Source organism: Methylobacterium sp. 17Sr1-1 (assembly GCF_003173775.1).
Taxonomy (GTDB): Bacteria; Pseudomonadota; Alphaproteobacteria; order Rhizobiales; family Beijerinckiaceae; genus Methylobacterium.
Window position 1 is genome coordinate 5746911 of sequence record NZ_CP029552.1, and the last position, 18778, is coordinate 5765688.

Below are 18778 nucleotides of genomic sequence, written 5' to 3' on the forward strand. Positions count from 1 at the left end.
CGATCGCCCCTACCCCTCTCCCACACCTTGCAGCGATACCAGGCATGCCTGGTATCGCCTGGAGAGCGGATCCCGCGTTACATTTTTGTTCGGTAAGACGAAACGGAATAGCCCTACGCCATCCCCAGCGCCTGCATGTACAGCTCCAGGATCGCCTCTTCCTCCTGGCGCTCCGAATGGTCCTTCTTGCGCAGGCGCAGGATGGTGCGCACCGCCTTGACGTCGAAGCCGCGGCCCTTGAGCTCCAGCATCACGTCCTTGATGTCGCCCTGGAGGCCGGCCTTCTCCTCCTCCAGGCGCTCGATGCGCTCGATGAACTGCTTGAGCTCCTCGGCGGCGACGCCCGACGAGGCGACGTCGGCGTCCGGCATGCTGTGCGCGTTCATTCACGGTCTCCTGTCCGATGGGTTGGTCATGCCGCCGCGGGCGGACGCGGCCATCAGGCACCCCAACCCACTGACGGATGGCGGCCTTCGCGGCGCGCCCTCCCGGATCTTGATAGATGCGCAACCTTACCGAGTTCTTGCGCGTCCGGATCCGGGGCGCGCCGATCCCGTCGGTGTGTCGTCGCCTTCAGTGCTTCTCCGCCCGCACCGGTGCGGGCGGATCCTCAGTGCTTCTCCGCCTGCACCCGCGCGGGCGGATCCTCAGTGCTTCTCCGCCCGCGCCGCGAAGGCCGCCGCCTGCTCGGGGCTCGCCTCGTTCTGGTGGCGCGCCTTCCACTCGTCGTAGGGCATGCCGTAGACGTGCTCGCGGCTCTGGTCCTTGGTGAGGCCTAAGCCGCGCGCGTCGGCCGCATCCTTGAGCCAGTTCGACAGGCAGTTGCGGCAGAATCCCGCGAGGTTCATCAGGTCGATGTTCTGCACGTCGGTGCGCCCCTGGAGGTGCGACACCAGGCGGCGGAAGACCGCGGCCTCGAGCTCGGTGCGGGTGGTCTCGTCGATGCCGTCCATCGGAAATTCCTCACGTCCTATCCAAGCGGGAAGTCGCAACCCAAGCAGGAAGTCGGGGCGGGCGCCCGCCCGGTCAAGCGCGGGCGACCAACGGCCCCAGCAGGGCGGCGAAGCGCGCGGCCCAGTCCTCCGCCCCGGCCTCGTCGCCGATCAGGTCCTGGCGGATCTCGATCAGGGCGTTGGGCAGCCCCCGCGCCAGGGCGTGGCGGTCGATCGTGTCCCCCGGCAGGCCGCCGCCATAGGGCTGGTTGTCGCCGACGGTGAACCCGGCCGGATCCGCCCGCAACCCCGCGATCAGCGGGCCGGCGAGACGGTCGTCCCGGTCCCACAGGATGCCGACGTGCCAGGGCCGCGCCACCCCGCGCCAGGCCGGGGTGAAGCTGTGCACGGTGACGATGGCGGGCGGCGCGCCCGCCTCCATCGCGGCGCCCACCGCCGCATCGATCGCCCGGTCGTAGGGATCGTAGAAGCGCGCCAGCCGCTCCGCGACCCCCGCCGGCCCGATCCGCGCGTTGCCCGGCACGATCGCCCCGTCGGAGAGGCGCATCACCAGGGTCGGATCGGTGCGGCCGCGATTGGGATCGATGATGAGCCGCGAGAAGGTCGTGAGGAGCGCCGGCGCCCCCAGGCGGCGGGCGAGCGAGCGCGTCACCGCCGCCGCCCCGATGTCGTAGGCGATGTGCCGCTCGAAATGCGGCCGCGCGACGCCGAGATCGGCGAGGTCCGGCGGCACCGCGTTCGAGGCGTGGTCGCACAGGAGGAGGAGGCCGCAGGCCGGATCGCCGGGGATCGTCTCGACGGGCTGGGGCGGAGGGGGCGTGGCAGGGGCTGTCATCGGGGATCGCGGTCGCGTCGGGTCCCTCTCCCATACCCAAATGGCGGGGCCGGCTCCATCCGCTCCGCACGGTGACGCGGGGCGCGACTTGCCATAGTGGGGGGTCGGAACTCCCCCGCACCGGAAGCGCGCCGCCCGAGAAGGCCCCTCGATGTCCCGCACCCCCCTGCCCGGCCTCGCCGCCTCCGCCGGCCCCGCGGCCGATCTCGGCCCGGCGATCGCCGCCCTCGTCGCGGGCGCGCTGGCGATGGGGCTGTCGCCGGTCCTGGTGCGGTTCGTCAGCCCCGAGATCGGGCCCTTCGCCAGCGCGTTCTGGCGCGTCGCCCTGGCGCTGCCGGCGCTCTACGGCTGGATGCGGTGGGAGGAGGCGCGGGCGCCGCATCTGCGTCGCGCCCTCACGCCCTCGGTGCTGCTGGCCGGCCTCGTCTTCTCGGGCGACCTCCTGTTCTGGCACCTCGCCATCCTGGGCACCACGGTCGCCAACGCCACCTTCTTCGCCACCACCGCGCCGGTCTTCGTGGTTCTGTTCGCCTGGATCGGCCTGCGCCGCCGGCCGGCCGGGCGCACGCTCGTCGGCCTCCTCGTCTGCCTTCTCGGCGGCGCCAGCCTGGTCGGGCAGTCGGTCCAGGTCGATCCCGCGCGGCTGGCCGGCGACCGGGACGGGGTGATCACCGCGATCTTCTTTTCCCTCTACTTCCTCACCGTGGAGCGCGCCCGGGCCCGCGGCCTGGGCGCCGCCCGCGTCACCTTCGTCGCCTCGTGCATCACCGCCCTGGTGCTGCTCGGCGCGGTCGCGGTGCTCGAGACCCGGCCGATGCTGCCGCACTCGGTGAGCGCCGCCTTCGGGCTCCTGGCGCTGGCCCTCGTCAGCCATGCCGGCGGCCAGGGCCTGCTCGCGGTGGCGCTCGGGCGCCTGCCGGCCGGCTTCTCCTCCCTGGTGATTTTTCTGGAGGCCGTGGCCGCCGCGATCCTGGCCTGGATCCTCCTCGGGGAGGCCCTCGGGCCGCTCCAGGTGCTCGGCGGCGGCCTGATCCTGGCCGGTATCGCGGTCGCGCGGCCCCGGCGTTCCTCCCGAACGGCCGAGCTCTGACAGATGAGAACGAGGCCGGCACGAAGCCGGCCCGAACCGAGATCACAGTCATACCAACGGCCTGGGATGCTGACGCATCAATTTCGATCTCGGGCAGGCCCGAGATCGGCGAGGCCGTTGACCCATCTCGGATTTTCGACATCAAGCCGAAGGCTTGGCGAGAGTCCGAGAACGGACCCAAAGGTCGTTTTCAACGACCGTTGGTATAAGACGCGAGGAGCCGCCCCGTGACCGATGCCCGTTCTCAAGCTACCCCCGCTGCGGAGACCCGCGCCCTGCTGCTGCGCCTGCTCGATGCGGGCGTGACGGCCGCCCATCCGCGCGGCTGCCTGGTGCCGCACCTGCCCCCGGTGCCGGCCGGGCGGCTGGTGATCCTCGGCGCCGGCAAGGCCGGGGCCAGCATGGCGGCGCTCGCCGAGCGGCATTACCGGTCGCAGGGGGTCGATCCGGCCCGCATCGCCGGCCTCGCGGTGGCCCGCCACGGCTACGGCGAGCCGGCCGGGGTGATCGAGGTGGTGGAGGCCGGCCACCCGGTGCCGGACGAAGCCGGCATCGCGGCGACGCAACGCGCCCTCGATCTCGCGGCCGCGGCCGGCCCGGACGACCTCGTGCTGGTGCTCCTCTCCGGCGGCGGCTCGGCCAACTGGATCGCGCCGGCCGGCGCCCTGACGCTCTCCGAGAAGCAGGGCATCACCCGGGCGCTGCTGCGCTCGGGGGCGGCGATCGACGAGATCAACTGCGTGCGCAAGCACCTCTCGCGCATCAAGGGCGGGCGCCTCGCGCAGGCCGCCCGCAACGCCGGCCGGATCCTGACGCTCGCGATCTCCGACGTGCCGCGGGACGATCCCGCGGTGATCGCCTCCGGCCCGACGGTGCCGGACCCGACGACGCTCGCCGACGCACGGGCGATCTGCCTGCGCCGCGGCATTCCGCTGCCGCCCTCCGCCGAGGCGCTGCTGAACGACCCCCCCAACGAGAGCCCGAAGCCCGGCGACCCCGCCTTCGCCCACAGCGAGTTCCGCATCATCGCCCGCCCGGTCGACGCCCTGAACGCGGCGGCCGCGGCCGCGCAGGCCGCCGGCTACGAGCCGGTGCTGCTCGGCGCCGATCTCGAGGGCGAGGCCCGGGAGGTGGCGCAGCAGCAGGCCGGCCTCGCCCGCGAGATGGCCGCCGCGGGGCGGAAGGCCGCGCTGATCTCCGGCGGCGAGCTCACCGTGACCATCCGGGGCGAAGGCCAGGGCGGTCCGAACCAGGAATACGCGCTCGCGCTCGCGCTGGCCCTCGACGGCGCCCCCGGCATCTGCGCCCTCTCGGCCGATACCGACGGCACCGACGGCGGCCGCGGCGAGGCCACCGACCCCGCCGGCGCCCTGATCGACCCGACGACGCTCGCCCGTGCGGCGGCGGCGGGGCTCGACGCGCGGGCAAGCTTGGGAGAGAACGACTCGACTCCGTTCTTCGACCGGCTCGGCGACCTCGTCCGGCCCGGGCCCACCCGCACCAACGTCAATGACCTCCGCATCATCCTGGTTGGCTGACTTCCCCCCCCTCCGCCGCGCCGTCCTTCCCGCTCTGGTCCTCGCCCTGCTGGGCGCCGGGCCGGCGCGGGCGGACCTGCGGATGTGCAACATGACCGGCAGCCGCATCGGCATCGCCCTGGGCTACCGGGATTCCGGCGGCTGGGTGACGGAGGGCTGGTGGAACCTCTCGGCCAAGGGCTGCGAGACCCTGCTCAAGGGAGCGCTCGCAGCTCGCTACTACTACGTCTTCGCGGTCGATTACGACCGCGGCGGCGAGTGGAGCGGCCGCTCCCTGATGTGCACCCGCGACCGCGAGTTCACTATCCGGGGCGTCGAGGACTGCCTCGCCCGCGGCTACGACCGCAACGGCTTCTTCGAGGTCGATACGGGGGAGCAGAAGAGCTGGACGATCCAGCTGACGGATCCGGGCCGCGCGGGGCCGTGAGGCGGGGCGGAACGGGCGGATTCGGAGCCGGCTGAGACGCCCTGGAACGGGTGCGGAACGCTGGTGCGCGGTTTGACATCGTGAAATGCCAAGCGCATCAATCACTTCCAGAAGGAGCGTTCCCCGCAGGCGCGGGGATGAACCGGACATCGTCGACCGGGGCAAGGACGCCCGCAAGTGTTCCCCGCAGGCGCGGGGATGAACCGCTGTAGCTGCCAAGCGACGGCATGTAGACGAGGTGTTCCCCGCAGGCGCGGGGATGAACCGTTCTGCGCCGACCGCCGCGTCGCGTGCTTCCGATGTTCCCCGCAGGCGCAGGGATGAACCCGCGGCGCGAACGTGATAGCTCGCCACCGTGCTGTGTTCCCCGCAGGCGCGGGGATGGGACGGCGGCAGAGTGACGGCCGGGTGTTCCCCGCATATGCGGGGATGAACCCTGCCGGTCGATCGACGCACGCTCGACCTGAGCTATCGGTTCGGCAGGCCGGCGGATGCGCGATGTCCGTGCACCCGACCGAGTCGATGCGATCCGTCGTCCGCGCAGCCCCAGAGGTACGAGGACCGGTGACAGCCCAGACCCCTTCCCCCGTCGCGCCTCCCCACGCCCCCCTGCGCGCCTCGCTCCGCCTCGGGCGCGGGCGGACCGTCGCGCGGGACTTTGCCCGCCTGCGGCTCGAGTTCGGGGCACAGGGCCTGCGCCTCGACGTGGCGGATCTCGGGCTCGGCGCGCGCTGGGTGAGCATCGCCTTCAAGGACGAGAATTACGGCGCCTTCAGCCGGGTCGAGCTGACGGCGATCGTCGACGGGCCGGAGGGACCGCAGGGCACCGGCCTGTCCGAGCGGGCCTTCGGCCACGGGCGCTTCACCTGGCTCGGGCGGCTGCCCGCCGGCACCACGGCCCTGACGCTCACGCCGATGCTCGGCGAGGCGGCCTTGAGCATCGCCGAGTTCACCGTCACGGTGCGAAGCCGCCTCGCCCTCGTCGGCCGGGCGGCCCTGCGCCGGCCGGTCCTGACCGCCCAGGCCCTGATGTGGCGCGCGGTCGGCAAAAGGGTGCGCTCGCAGCACCGCCTCGCCCGCGCCCTCGTGCCGCCGGGGCTGACGGGGTACGACACCTGGGTCCGCCACTTCGACACGTTGAGCGAGGCCGACCGCGCCCGCATCGCGGCCGAGGTGGCGCTGTGGCGCGATCCCCCGCCGATCTCGGTGGTGATGCCGGTCTACAACCCCGGCGTGAAGGTGCTGGAGGAGGCCCTGCGCTCGGTCCGCGAGCAGCTCTATCCGCACTGGGAGCTCTGCATCGCCGACGACGCCTCGACCGACCCGGCGGTGCCGCGCCTGCTCGCCCGGGCCGCCGCCGAGGAGCCCCGGATCCGCGTCGTGCGCCGGCCCGAGAACGGCCACATCGCGGCCGCCACCAACACCGCGCTCGGGCTCGCGCGCGGGGCCTACATCGCCTTCATGGACCATGACGACGTCCTGCCGGCCCACGCCCTCTACGAGGTGGCCAAAGCCATCCGGCGCGAGCCGGACCTCGACCTGATCTACAGCGACGAGGACAAGATCGACGCCGACGGGCGGCGCTTCGAGCCGCACTTCAAGGGCGACTGGAACCCGGAGCTTCTCTACGGCCAGAACTACCTCAACCACCTGACCGTGGTACGCCGCAGCCTCGTCGAGGCGGTGGGGGGCTTGCGGACCGGCTTCGAGGGCAGCCAGGACCACGACCTGCTCCTGCGCCTGAGCGACCGGCTCGATCCCGCCCGCGTGCGCCACCTGCCGGTGATCCTCTATCACTGGCGCACCGCGATCGGCTCCGGCACCTTCTCGGATGCGTTCCTGGCGCGGGCCGAGGCGGCGCGCCTGCGGGCGCTCGAGGAGCTGGTGGCGCGGCGCGGCTGGCCGCATCGGGTCGAGCGCGGGCCGCTGGGCTTCAACCGGCTGGTGCGCGCCCTGCCCGATCCGGCGCCGCGCGTCTCGGTCGTCATCCCGACCAAGGACCGGGCCGAGCTCCTGCGCGTCGTCCTCGACGGGCTCCTCGCCCGCACCGACTATCCCGACATCGAGGTCGTGGTGGTCGACAACGGCAGCACCGAGCCCGCGGCCAAAGGCCTGCTCGCGGAAGCGGGCGCCGATCCGCGGGTCCGGGTGCTGTCGCGGCCGGGGGCCTTCAACTTCTCGGGGCTGTCGAACGACGGCGCGGCCGCGGCGAGCGGGCCCCTGCTCCTGTTCCTCAACAACGACATCGAGGTGCGCGAACCGGGCTGGCTCGCCGAGATGGCCTCGATCGCGGTCGAGCCGGCGGTGGGGGCGGTGGGCGCCAAGCTGTCCTACCCGGACGGCACGCTCCAGCACGGCGGCGTGGTGCTCGGCGTGGGCGGCGTGGCCGGCCACAGCCACCCGGATATCGGGCCCGACGACCCGGGCTATTTCGGCCGGATGGTGCTCGCGCAGGAAGTCTCGGCGGTGACCGGCGCCTGCCTGATGATCCGGCGCGAGGTGTTCGAGGCGGTCGGGCGCTTCGATGCCGAGCGCCTGGCGGTGGCCTTCAACGACATCGACCTGTGCCTGCGGGTGCGCAAGGCCGGCTACAGCGTGATCTGGACGCCGCACGCCGCCCTGACCCACCACGAATCGAAGAGTCGTGGCAAGGAGGACACGCCGGAGAAGCGCGCCCGCTTCGAGGCCGAGGTCGCGACCATGACCGAGCGCTGGGGCCCGGAACTCCGCAACGATCCCTATTACAACCCCAACCTCGCCCGGGCGAAGGCGCTGTTCCGCCTTTGGTGACGGCGCGCCCGTTGCCCGTTTCGCACTGCAACGCTACAGCGATGCCCGCGGGCACCGGGCCACGCCGCTGCCGGGAGGACGTGAGATGCGCGTTGCGATGGTGGGGGCGGGCTATGTCGGCCTGGTGTCGGGGGCGTGCTTCGCCGATTTCGGCCACACCGTCGTGTGCGTCGACACCGCGCCCGAGAAGATCGCCGCCCTGAACGACGGCCGCATCCCGATCTACGAGCCCGGCCTCGACGCGCTGGTCGCCGAGAACGTGCGCCAGAGCCGCCTCTCCTTCACCACCGACCTCGGCCGGGCCGTCGCCGGCGCCGACGCCGTCTTCATCGCCGTCGGCACCCCGTCGCGCCGCGGCGACGGCTTCGCCGACCTCAGTTACGTCTACCAGGCCGCCCGCGACATCGCCGGCGCCGTCACCGGGCCGACCGTCGTCGTCACCAAGTCCACCGTGCCGGTCGGCACCGGCGACGAGGTCGAGCGCATCGTCCGCGAGGCGAGGCCCGAGATCGCCATCGCGGTCGCCTCCAACCCCGAGTTCCTGCGCGAGGGCGCGGCGATCGCCGACTTCAAGCGCCCCGACCGCATCGTCATCGGCGCCGACGATCCGCAGGCCGCGTCCGTGGTCAGCGAGCTCTATCGCCCGCTCTACCTCAATCATGCGCCGATCCTGGTGACGTCCCGGCGCACCGCCGAGCTGACCAAGTACGCGGCCAACGCCTTCCTGGCGACCAAGATCACCTTCATCAACGAGATCGCCGACCTCTGCGAGCAGGTCGGCGCCGACGTGCAGGAGGTCGCCCGCGGCATCGGGCTCGACAACCGCATCGGGCGCAAGTTCCTGCATGCCGGCCCGGGCTACGGCGGCTCGTGCTTCCCGAAGGACACGCTGGCGCTGGTTAAGACGGCGCAGGACGCCGGCTCGCCGGTGCGGCTGGTCGAGACGGTGGTGGCGGTCAACGACCAGAGGAAGCGCGCGATGGCGCGCAAGGTGGTGGCGGCCTGCGGCGGATCCGTGCGGGGCAAGCGGATCGCGGTGCTGGGCCTGACGTTCAAGCCGAACACCGACGACATGCGCGACGCGCCGTCGCTGGCGATCATCGCAGGCCTGCAGGATGCGGGGGCGACGGTGGCGGCCTACGACCCGGAGGGGGTGGAGCAGGCGCAGGCCCTGTTGAACCACGTGGACTACGCCGCCGACCCGTATGCCTGCGCGTCGGGGGCGCACGCTCTCGTGATCGTAACCGAGTGGGACGCGTTCCGGGCGCTCGACCTCAAGCGCCTGCACGCCGCCATGGCCGAGCCGATCCTGGTCGACCTGCGCAACGTCTACCGACCCGAGGATGCCCGCCGGCACGGCTTCGCCTATGCCAGCATCGGGCGGCCCTGATTAGTCGCGATGTCCGCGACGGCGCCGCGCCGCCGTCACGGACCTGAGAATTTTTCCATTTTCAAGATTTCTTCGATACCAGATACGACCGCCCGCCGGGAGCCAGCCGATGCAGACCTTCTTCGTCGAGATCAAGTGCCGCCTGGGCAAGACCTACACCGTGGCGAGCGCCCTGGCCGACCGCGAGATCGCGTCCGAGATCTATTCCACTGCCGGCCATTACGACGTGCTGGCGAAGTTCCACGTCGATGACGGTGTGGATATCGGGCACTTCGTGGCCGAGCACGTGCAGACCATCGCGGATATCCAGGATACCCGCACCATCATCACCTTCAAGGCCTTCTGACCGCGCCCAGCGCGGGTCCCGGGCCGGTCTGCCGCATTGCGACCCGATTCATCGGGTCTAACGGTTCGGGCGCACCCCGGCCCCGCCTGGACCGCGCCAAGCTCAACCGGACGCTTCATGAGGCTCGGCATTTCTTTCAGATGACAGTGTTGTGTCGCGTGCGCAGGCATTGTGCCTGGTCTTGTGACAGGACTTCGACTGATGAAGGGATGTCACACTTGAGCCAAGTCTTGCTACTTCGGGGCGGGTCGTGCCGTTCCGGGGTTGGCGCGACGCGGGCGTCATACTATGGGTTGGGTTGAATGCCCGGGTGCGGCGCCGTCGCCTCCGGTCCTCCGTAAAAGAGCGTGTGCGAATCGAACGTGACACAGCGTCCTGACATCGCGATCATCGGTCGGGCCTGCCGGCTTCCGGGCGCCTCCGGCGTCGACAGCCTCTGGCAGATGCTCATCGAGGGACGGTGCGCCGTCTCGCGCATCCCGGAGGACCGCTGGTCCCTCGAGCGCATGGGCCACCCCCGGGCGCAGGAGCGCGGCAAGAGCTACACCTGGGCCGCCGGCGTCATCGACGATCCCTGGTCCTTCGATCCGTCCGTGTTCGGCATCTCGCCCCGCGAGGCGGAGCAGATGGACCCGCAGCAGCGCCTGCTGCTGGAGCTGACCTGGGAGGCGCTGGAGAGCGCGGGCCTGCGCCCGTCGGCGGTGGCCGGCAGCCCGATCGGCGTGTTCGTGGGCGCCTCCTCGCTCGATTACGGCAACCTCCGGGTGCTCGACGCGGCCTCGGGCGACGCCTACGCGGCGACCGGCAACACGCTGTCGATCCTCTCGAACCGCATCTCCTACATCTTCGACCTGAAGGGGCCGAGCTTCACCCTCGACACCGCCTGCTCGTCGTCCCTCGTCGCCCTCGATGCCGCGGTCGCGGCGATCGCCTCGGGGCGGATCGACACGGCGGTGGTGGCGGGCGTCAACCTGCTGGTGAGCCCGTTCAACTTCGTGTCGTTCTCCAACGCCTCGATGCTGTCGCGCACCGGCCTGTGCCAGGCCTTCTCGGCCAGCGCCGACGGCTACGTGCGCGCCGAGGGCGGCGTCGTCCTGGTGCTGCAATCGGCGGCGGCCGCCGCCCGCAACGGCGCGACCGTGCGCGGCGTGATCGCCGCCTCGAAGGTGAATTCCGACGGGCGCACCACCGGCATCTCCCTGCCGTCGGGCTACGCTCAAGGCGCGCTGCTGGAGGAGATCTACCGCGAGGCTGGGGTGTCCCTCGACGCGATCGCCTTCATGGAAGCCCACGGCACCGGCACGCCTGTCGGCGACCCGATCGAGGCCGGCGCCATCGGCAACAAGCTCGGCCGCGGCCGCTCGACGCCCCTGCCGATCGGCTCGATCAAGACCAATATCGGCCATACCGAGCCGGTCTCCGGCCTCGCCGGCCTGCTCAAGGCGAGTCTCGCGCTCGAGCACGACCTGCTGCCGCCCTCGCTGCACAGCGCCGAGCTCAACCCGGCGATCCCGTTCGACGAGCTGAACCTCGCGGTGAACCGCGAATTGCGGCCCCTGCCCCGCACGGCCAAGGAGCGCTTCGCCGGCGTCAACTCGTTCGGCTTCGGCGGCACCAACGCCCATGTGATCCTGACAGATCCCATCCTGACCGACCCGGCGCCCGTCGCGGCGTCGGTCGCACCCGCCGCGCAGCGGACGCCGGAGGTGCTGCTGGTCTCGGCCCAGACCAAGGCGGCCCTCGCCGACCTCGCCCAGGACTACGCCACCCGCCTCGACGGGGCGGACGCGGCCGAGATCGCCCGCGTCGCCGCGGCCGCCGCCCATCGCCGCGAGCGCCTGCCGGTCCGCGCCGCGATCCCGCTGCGCGACCTCGGCACCGAGGACGTCGCCGAGGTGCTGCGCAACGTCGCCGAGGGCGAAGAGACGCCGGCGGCGGTCGTCGCCACCGCGGTCGAGCGCGCCGGCGGCGTCGCCTTCGTGTATTCGGGCAACGGCAGCCAGTGGGCCGGCATGGGCCGCGACGCCTACGCCCTCAACCCGGTCTTCCGCGCCCGCTTCGACGAGGCCGATGCCCTGTTCCGGCCGCTCGCCGGCTGGTCGCTGAAGGACGCGCTGTTCGCCGACGACCTGGAGGAGCGCCTCGCCCTCACCAGCGTGTCGCAGCCGCTGATCTTCGCCATCGAGGCCGCCTCCACCGCGGCGCTGAAGGCCGTGGGCCTCGCGCCCACCGCGATCGTCGGCCACTCGGTCGGCGAGATCGGCGCGGCGGAAGCCGCCGGCATCCTGACCCTCGAGCAGGCGGTGAAGGTCATCTTCTACCGCTCGAAGCACCAGGAGGCGACCCGCGGGCTCGGCACCATGGCGGTGCTGCTCGCCCCCGTCGAGGAGGTGCAGGCCTTCCTCGCCGACTACCCCGAGCTCGACATCGCCGCCTATAACAGCCCGAAGGCCGTGACGGTGGCGGGTCCCGTGGCGGCGATCGACGCCGCCATGAAGGCGCTCGCCCGCAAGCGCCGCCGCGGCCGCAAGCTCGATCTCGACTACGCCTTCCACGGCCGGCTGATGAACCCGATCGAGGCGCCGCTGCGGCGCGACCTCGCTGGGCTCAAGCCCTCCGCCGGCACCGTGCCGCTCGCCTCGACCGTGACCGGCGACGTGCTCGACGGCACCGCCTTCGATGCCGGCTACTGGTGGCGCAACATCCGCGAGCCGGTGCGGTTCAGCGCGGCGGTCCAGGCCGCGGCGCAGGCCGGCGCCCGGATCTTCGTCGAGGTCGGCCCGCGCCCGACCCTGCTGCCCCATATCGGCGACTGCCTCGAGCCCCTCGGCCTCGACGCCGCCACGGTCGGCGTGCTGCCGAAGAAGACGCTCGCCACCGATCCGTTCCGGCGCGCGCTGGCGGCCTCGCTCGCCGCGGGTGCCGCGGTCGACGAGGCTCTGGCCTTCGGCGCCGATCCGGCCGGCAGCGTGGCGCTGCCGCACTATCCCTGGCAGCGCAAGGTCTTCCGCCTGCCGGAGACCACCGAGGCGACGAACCCGGCGAGCGCGCGGCCCTACCACCCGCTGATCGGCACCCGCCAGGGCCCGGACGGGCTGGAATGGCTGGCCCATCTCGACGTCGCGACGGTGCCCGAGCTCGACGACCACCGCATCGACGGCCAGGCGATCCTGCCCGGCGCGGGCTTCGCCGAGATGGCGCTGGCGGTCGGCCGCGAGATCGTGCGCTCGGAGAGCGTGACGCTCGCCGACCTCGAGATCCAGCAGCCGATGGTCTTCGCCGAGGACGCGGTGCGCGAGGTGCTGTGCCGGTTCTCGCCCGGCGCCAACCTGGTGCAGATCCTGTCCCGGCCGCGGCTGAGCCAGGCGCCCTGGCAGCTCCACGCCGTCGCCAAGCTGGTCGAGGGCGAGACGCCGCCGCCGGCCCGCCTCACCGGCCGCGACGCGGCGGCCCTGCCCTCCGAGACGACGGTCGAGGGCGAGGCGCTCTACGCCCGCGCCCGGGCCTCCGGCCTCGGCTTCGGCCCGTCCTTCCGCCAGGTCGCCCGCTCGGCCCGGCTCGACGACGCCACCATCGTTTCCGATCTCGTGCCCGCCGAGGCGAGCACCCGCTACGGCCTCGTGCCGGCGCGCCTCGATTCCTGCTTCCACGGGTTGATCCTGCTCTTCGCCGACCTCCTCGGCGAGGCGGCGAGCCGGGCCTACGTGCCGATCCGCTTCGGCGAGATCCGGCTCGTGCGCCCCGGCGCGGCGATCGCCCGGGCGGTGATCCGCACCCGGCGCTGCAACGAGCGCAGCATCCTGGCCGACTTCACCCTGGTCGACGAGGCCGGCGAGGTGATCGCGACCTTGCGCGAGGGCCGGTTTCAGGCCTTGCGCATGAAGGCGGGCAACGACCTCGACGCCTTCGCGATCCGGCAATTCACCGAGCTCGCCACCGAGCCGACGGCGATCGCCCTCGAGCCGCAGCCCGCCATCGCGGCGCTGGTGCGCCGGCAGGCCGGCAGCGTCACGGCGACGGCTGAGGCGGGCTTAGGCGCCGGCCACATGCTGCTCGAAGGCTGGGCGACGTCGCTCGCTGATTGCCTCGCCCGCGGCCTCGCGGTCGGCGGTGTCGTCGACGTCGCGGCCTCGCGCCGGCTGCCGGCGGCCTTGCGGCCCTGGCTGACCAACCAGCTCCTGGCCCTGGAGGTCAGCGGTCTCGCGGAGGCGTCCGGCGACGGGCGCTGGCGCCTGCGCGCCGACGTCACGCTGCCTGCGCCCGACGAGATCATGCGCTGGATCGCGGCCGACCATCCCGAGCTGTCGGCGGAGCTGCTGCTCTGCGCCGATCTCGGCGCCGTGGTCTCGCGCATCCTCGCCGGCACGCTCTCGGACGCCCCGTCCCTGCCGCAGGCGGCCCTCGACGCGTTCTCGCTCCGCGGCGCCACCGTGCGGGCCTCGGCCGACGCGGTGATGCGGCTCCTCTCCGACAGCGCCGCGTCGCTCCCGCGCGACCGGGCCCTGCGCCTGCTCCAGGTCGGGTTCGGGCCGCTCTCGGCCCAGGTCGCGACCTTCGCCGGCCTGCACGAGGCGCGCCTGACGGTGTTCGAGGCCGACCGGCGCCTCGCCGAGCGCGCCCGTCTCGCCCTGCCCTCCGGCGTCACGATCGTCGAGGATCCGGCGACGCTGGGTCTCGCCGCCTTCGACGCGGTGCTGGCGAGCGACGTGCTCCACCGCGGCTCCCGCGACCTGCTCACCCCGCTCGCGGCCTCGCTCGCAGCCGGCGGGCTGTTCGCGGCGGTCGAGCCCGGCGCCTCGCTGTTCCGCGACATGGTGTTCGGCCTTGACCCCGGCTGGTTCGAGACCGCGGGCGAGGTTCCGGTCGGGCGTCTCGACGACGTGGCGGGCTGGCAGCGCTCGTTGAGCGCCGTCGGCCTCGTCAAGGTCGCGGCGGATCGCGCGGTCACCCGCAACGGCAACGACCTCCTGCTGCTGGCGGAAGCCCCGCCGCGGCCGAAGGCCGCCGCCGGCCAGACCTTCGCCTTCGTGATCGGCTCGGAGGACGAGTTCGCGGCCGAGACCGCCTCGTCGCTGGCGACCCTTCTGGTCGCGAGCGGGGTCCACGTCTCGATCATCCTCGATTCCGAGGCCTCGCTCCGCGAACTGGAGCGCGAGACGCCCGACACGGTCGTCTACCTCGCCGGCGCCTTCAACCGCGGCGGCGAGCCGGCCGAGCGGCTGCGCGAGCGCTGCCTCGGGCTCAAGCGCTGCGTCGAGCATCTCGGCAGCCGCCCGACCCGGCTCTGGGTGGTCTGCCCCGGCGCCACCCGCGACCGCGGCGGGCTCGCCTGCGGCGTCGAGGCCGGCGTCTGGGCCTTCACCCGGACGCTCGCCAACGAGGTCGCGTCGCTCGACGTGCGCCGCATCGACCTCTCGACGGCGATCCCGTCGAAGCGCGCCGCCGAGCGCCTGCGCGACCTGATCCTGTCCGGCACGCCCGAGACCGAGATCGTGGTCGACGACAACGCCACCCGGGTCGTGCGCTTCTCGCAAGGGGCGCGGCCGGCCCGCCGTTCCGGTCCCGCGGCCCCGGCCGCGCGGCTCGAGCGCAGCACGACGGGCGGCCTCAACGAGATGCATTGGGGCCCGGCCGAGCGCGTCGCCCCCGGTGCGGGCCAGATCGAGATCGCGGTCGAGGCCACCGGCCTCAACTTCCGCGACGTGCTCTGGGCCCTGTCGATGCTGCCGGAAGAAATCCTCGAGGACGGCTTCGCCGGCCCGCGGCTCGGCCTCGAATGCGCCGGCCGCGTCGCCGCGGTGGGTGCCGGCGTGACCGCGTTCAAGCCCGGCGACCGGGTGGTGGCCTTCGCCCAGTCGGGCTTCTCGACCCACATCGTGGTGCCCGAGATGGTCGTGGCGGCCGCCCCCCAGGGGCTGTCGCCGGAGGCTGCCGCCACCACGCCGGTGGCCTTCCTCACGGCCTATTACGGCCTCGTGACGCTCGCCCGCCTCAAGGCCGGCGAGTGGGTGCTGGTCCATGGCGGCGCCGGCGGCGTCGGCCTGGCCGCGCTCCAGATCGCCCGGATGCGCGGCGCCCGGGTCATCGCCACCGCCGGCTCGAACGAGAAGCGGGCGCTCGTCAAGGCGCTCGGCGCCGAGCACGTGCTCGACTCGCGCTCGCTGGCCTTCGTCGACGACATCCGCCGCATCACCGGCGACGGCGTCGACGTGGTGCTCAACAGCCTGTTCGGCGAGGCGATGGAGCGCAGCCTCAATGCGTTGAAGCCCTTCGGGCGCTTCGTCGAGCTGGGCAAGCGCGACTACGTCGCCAACACCCATATCGGCCTGCGGCCGTTCCGCCGGAACCTGTCGTATTTCGGCGTCGACCTCGACCAGCTGCTCCAGTTCCAGCCGGAGGAAGGCAAGCGGCTGTTCCGCGAGGTGATGGCTTTGTTCACCGACGGAAGCCTGAAGGCGCTGCCCTACCAGCCCTTCGCGGCCGAAGAGGTCTCGGACGCCTTCCGGCTGATGCAGCAATCGGGTCACGTGGGTAAGATCGTGATCGCGCCGCCGAAGGCCGGCACGATCCCGGCCGAGACGACGAAGCCGTTCGTGGTCGCGCCCGACCGCGTCCACCTCGTCACCGGGGGCCTTGGGGGCTTCGGCATCGAGGCGGCGCGCTGGCTCGCCGACCAGGGGGCGCGCCACATCGCGCTGGTCGGCCGCACGGCGCCGACCGGCGAGGCGGCCTTGTCGGCGATCGCCGATCTCAAGGCCCGCGGCGTCGCGGTGCAAGTCGAGTCCTGCGACATCACCGACCGCGCGGCAGTCCAGCGGCTGATCGCCCGGGTGGAGGCCAAGGGCGTCAAGCTCGCCGGCATCATCCACGGTGCGATGGTGCTGCAGGACGGCCTGATCGCGAACCTCGATCCCGCCGCGCTGGAAGCGGTGATCGCCCCCAAGGTGATCGGCGCGGGCCATCTCGACGCCCTCACCCGCGACCGGGCGCTCGACTACTTCGTGCTGTTCTCCTCGGCCACGACCTTCATCGGCAATCCGGGCCAGGGCTCCTACGTTGCCGCCAACGGCTTCATGGAGGGCCTCGCCCGCCAGCGCCGCCGCCTCGGCCTGCCGGCCCTGGCGGTGGCCTGGGGCGCCATCGGCGACGTGGGCGTGCTCGCCCGCAACAAGGCGGTGATGGAGACGCTGGCCGGCCGCGTCGGCGTGACCCCGGTCGATGCCCGCAAGTCCCTCGACCTGATGGCCGAGGCGCTGGGCGTGCAGGGCGCGGCGCCCGACGACGCGGTGATCGCCATCGCGGCGATGCACTGGGGCAAGGCGCGCGAGCGCCTCGCCACCCTGCGCTCGCCGAGCTACGCCAGCCTCGGCTCGGAGCAGCAGGCGGAGGCCGGTGGGCAGGCCGCGATCAGCATCGCGGGCCTGCTGCGCGCCCACGACCTCGACGACGTCCGCAAGACCGTGGCGGATGCCATCGTGGAGGACATAGCCCGCATCCTGCGCCTGCCGAAGGACGACATCAGCCGGGTGCGCCAGCTCTCGGAGATCGGCCTCGACTCGCTGATGGGCGTCGAGCTCGGCGCGAGCCTGCAGGAGCGCTTCGGCCTCGACGCGCCGCCCTCCGGCGTGTCGAGCGGCCAGACCGTGACCGAACTCGCCGACACCCTGATCCAGTCGGTGGCGGCCCCGGTCGACGACAGCGCGGCGGCGGTGCTCAGCCTGTCGCAGCGCCACGGCGGGGCCGAGGCGGCCGACGCCGCGACGCTCCAGTCCCTCCAGGTTCTGGTCGAGCAGAACAGCCAGGACATCAAGGTCATCACCCAATGAGCAGCGGATCCTCCCACGGCGCGGGCGGGCGCGAGGCCCTGGCGGGCTTCGTCGCCGCCCGCCTCGGCAAGGCTCCCGTCCGTCCGGCGCCGGCCCGTCCGGCGCCCAAGCCCGCCCTCGCCCAAGCCCAGAGCTTCGACAGCCTGCCGGCCTACAAGGAGCTGAAGCTCCAGCGCTCCGCGGCCGACCTGATCGGCCTCGGCAACCCGTTCTTCCGCGTCCACGATGCCAAGGCTGGTGCCACGACGCGGATCGACGGGCGCGCCTTCACCAATTTCTCGTCCTACGATTACCTCGGCCTCAACGGCCATCCGGAAGTGAACGCGGCGGCGCAAGGTGCGCTGGCGGAATACGGCACCTCGTCCTCGGCGAGCCGCATCGTCGCCGGCGAGCGCCCGGGTCACCTGACCCTCGAGAAGGCCATCGCCGCGCATTACGGCACCGAGGCCTGCGTCGTGATGGTGAGCGGGCACGCCACCAACGTGGCGACCATCGCGGCCCTGCTCGAGCCCGGCGACGTGATCTACCACGACGCCCTGATCCACAACTCGGTGGTCACCGGCGCGCAGCTCTCGGGCGCCCAGCGCCGCAGCTTCGCGCATAACGACCTCCAGGCCCTCGAATCTCTGCTGCACGCGACGCGCCACGAGCACCGCCGAGCGCTGATCGTGATCGAGGGCCTCTACAGCATGGACGGGGACGCCCCCGACCTCGCGGGGGTCGTCGCCCTCAAGGAGCGCTACGGCGCCTGGCTGATGGTCGACGACGCCCACGGCCTCGGCGTGCTCGGCCAGGACGGCCACGGCCTGCACGAGCATTGCGACGTGCCCCCCGGCAGCGTCGACATCTGGATGGGCACGCTGTCGAAGACGCTGTCCTCCTGCGGCGGCTACATCGCGGGTGCCGGGGCCCTGGTCGAGCTCCTGAAATGCACCGCCGGCGGCTTCGTCTACTCGGTCGGCCTGTCGCCGCCGCTCGCCGCCGCCGCCACCGCCTCGCTGGCGCTGATGCGGCGCGAGCCGGAGCGGGTGGCGCGGCTTCGCCGCAACGGCGCGCTGTTCCTGGCCTGCGCCCGCGAGCGCGGCCTCGATACCGGCACCAGCCTCGGCCTCGCGGTGGTCCCGGTGATCCTCGGCGACTCGCTCAAGGCCGTGACCCTGTCCGACCGGCTGTTCAAGCGCGGCATCAACGTGCAGCCGATCATCCACCCGGCGGTGCCGGAGCGCTCCTCGCGGCTGCGCTTCTTCATCACCTCCGAGCACACGCCGGAGCAGATCCGCGAGACCGTGACGGTGCTCGCCGACGAGCTCGACGAGCTGAATCAGGGCGGCTCGCTGGTCGAGCGGCTGATGTCGCGACGGGCGTGAGGCGCGAGGGCCTTTCCGGTCCTCTCAAATCATCCATGATACCCTCCGTGTCATCCCGGGGCTCGCCGCAGGCGAGAACCCGGGATCCATAACCGCCGACGCTGAAGAACGGGGCGAACCGCGTTCCGGCTTATCCTTGACCGTCGACGGATATGGATCCCGGGTTCCGCTGCGCGGCCCCGGGATGACACAGAGGGTTTGTCCAGGGCGGCGCAG

11 protein-coding genes are annotated in these 18778 nt (G+C 72.4%); 8 read left to right on the top strand and 3 right to left on the bottom strand.

Annotated features, from left to right (window positions below; translation table 11 throughout):
* Positions 1-113 precede the first annotated feature (113 nt).
* The 3 genes from DK412_RS26185 to DK412_RS26195 all read right to left on the bottom strand — a co-directional run bounded on the left by DK412_RS26185 (position 114) and on the right by DK412_RS26195 (position 1788).
* Complete coding sequence (locus DK412_RS26185) at positions 114-371, bottom strand: DUF2312 domain-containing protein (RefSeq protein ID WP_236012505.1); 258 nt, start codon at positions 369-371, stop codon at positions 114-116.
* A 276-nt stretch (positions 372-647) separates the two neighbouring features.
* On the bottom strand, positions 648-953 hold the full coding sequence (locus tag DK412_RS26190; protein WP_109974358.1) for a DUF1244 domain-containing protein: 306 nt from the start codon (positions 951-953) through the stop codon (positions 648-650).
* Between the two features lie 73 nt (positions 954-1026).
* The gene (locus tag DK412_RS26195) at positions 1027-1788 is read right to left on the bottom strand and encodes an N-formylglutamate amidohydrolase (protein WP_109974359.1); all 762 of its coding nucleotides are present in this window, start codon (positions 1786-1788) and stop codon (positions 1027-1029) included.
* Positions 1789-1939: 151 nt separating this feature from the next.
* On the opposite strand from DK412_RS26195, the gene DK412_RS26200 reads away from it, so the two are divergent.
* The 8 genes from DK412_RS26200 (at position 1940) to DK412_RS26235 (ending at position 18562) form a co-directional block, all read left to right on the top strand.
* A complete protein-coding gene (locus DK412_RS26200) occupies positions 1940-2878 on the top strand; it encodes a DMT family transporter (protein WP_109974360.1) in 939 nt (312 codons plus the stop codon).
* Positions 2879-3105: 227 nt separating this feature from the next.
* Positions 3106-4416 carry a glycerate kinase gene (locus DK412_RS26205; RefSeq protein WP_109974361.1) on the top strand — a complete coding sequence of 437 codons (1311 nt, stop codon included), beginning with the start codon at positions 3106-3108 and terminating at the stop codon, positions 4414-4416.
* A 34-nt stretch (positions 4417-4450) separates the two neighbouring features.
* Positions 4451-4843, top strand: coding sequence for a DUF1036 domain-containing protein (locus DK412_RS26210; protein ID WP_280953999.1), 393 nt, complete (start codon positions 4451-4453; stop codon positions 4841-4843).
* Positions 4844-5509: 666 nt separating this feature from the next.
* Complete coding sequence (locus DK412_RS26215; protein WP_245571985.1) at positions 5510-7633, top strand: glycosyltransferase family 2 protein; 2124 nt, start codon at positions 5510-5512, stop codon at positions 7631-7633.
* An 85-nt stretch (positions 7634-7718) separates the two neighbouring features.
* Entirely contained in the window at positions 7719-9023 is a 1305-nt protein-coding gene (locus DK412_RS26220; RefSeq protein ID WP_109974363.1) for a UDP-glucose/GDP-mannose dehydrogenase family protein, read from the top strand.
* 109 nt (positions 9024-9132) lie between these two features.
* Complete coding sequence (locus DK412_RS26225; RefSeq protein ID WP_048426071.1) at positions 9133-9369, top strand: Lrp/AsnC ligand binding domain-containing protein; 237 nt, start codon at positions 9133-9135, stop codon at positions 9367-9369.
* Positions 9370-9731: 362 nt separating this feature from the next.
* Positions 9732-17195: a type I polyketide synthase gene (locus tag DK412_RS26230; RefSeq protein ID WP_109974364.1), complete on the top strand. Its 7464-nt coding sequence runs from the start codon at positions 9732-9734 to the stop codon at positions 17193-17195.
* Positions 17192-18562 (top strand): aminotransferase class I/II-fold pyridoxal phosphate-dependent enzyme, encoded by a 1371-nt coding sequence (locus DK412_RS26235; RefSeq protein ID WP_109974365.1) that lies wholly within the window; start codon positions 17192-17194, stop codon positions 18560-18562. Before DK412_RS26230 ends, DK412_RS26235 begins: the two co-directional genes overlap by 4 nt.
* Positions 18563-18778: the final 216 nt, after the last annotated feature.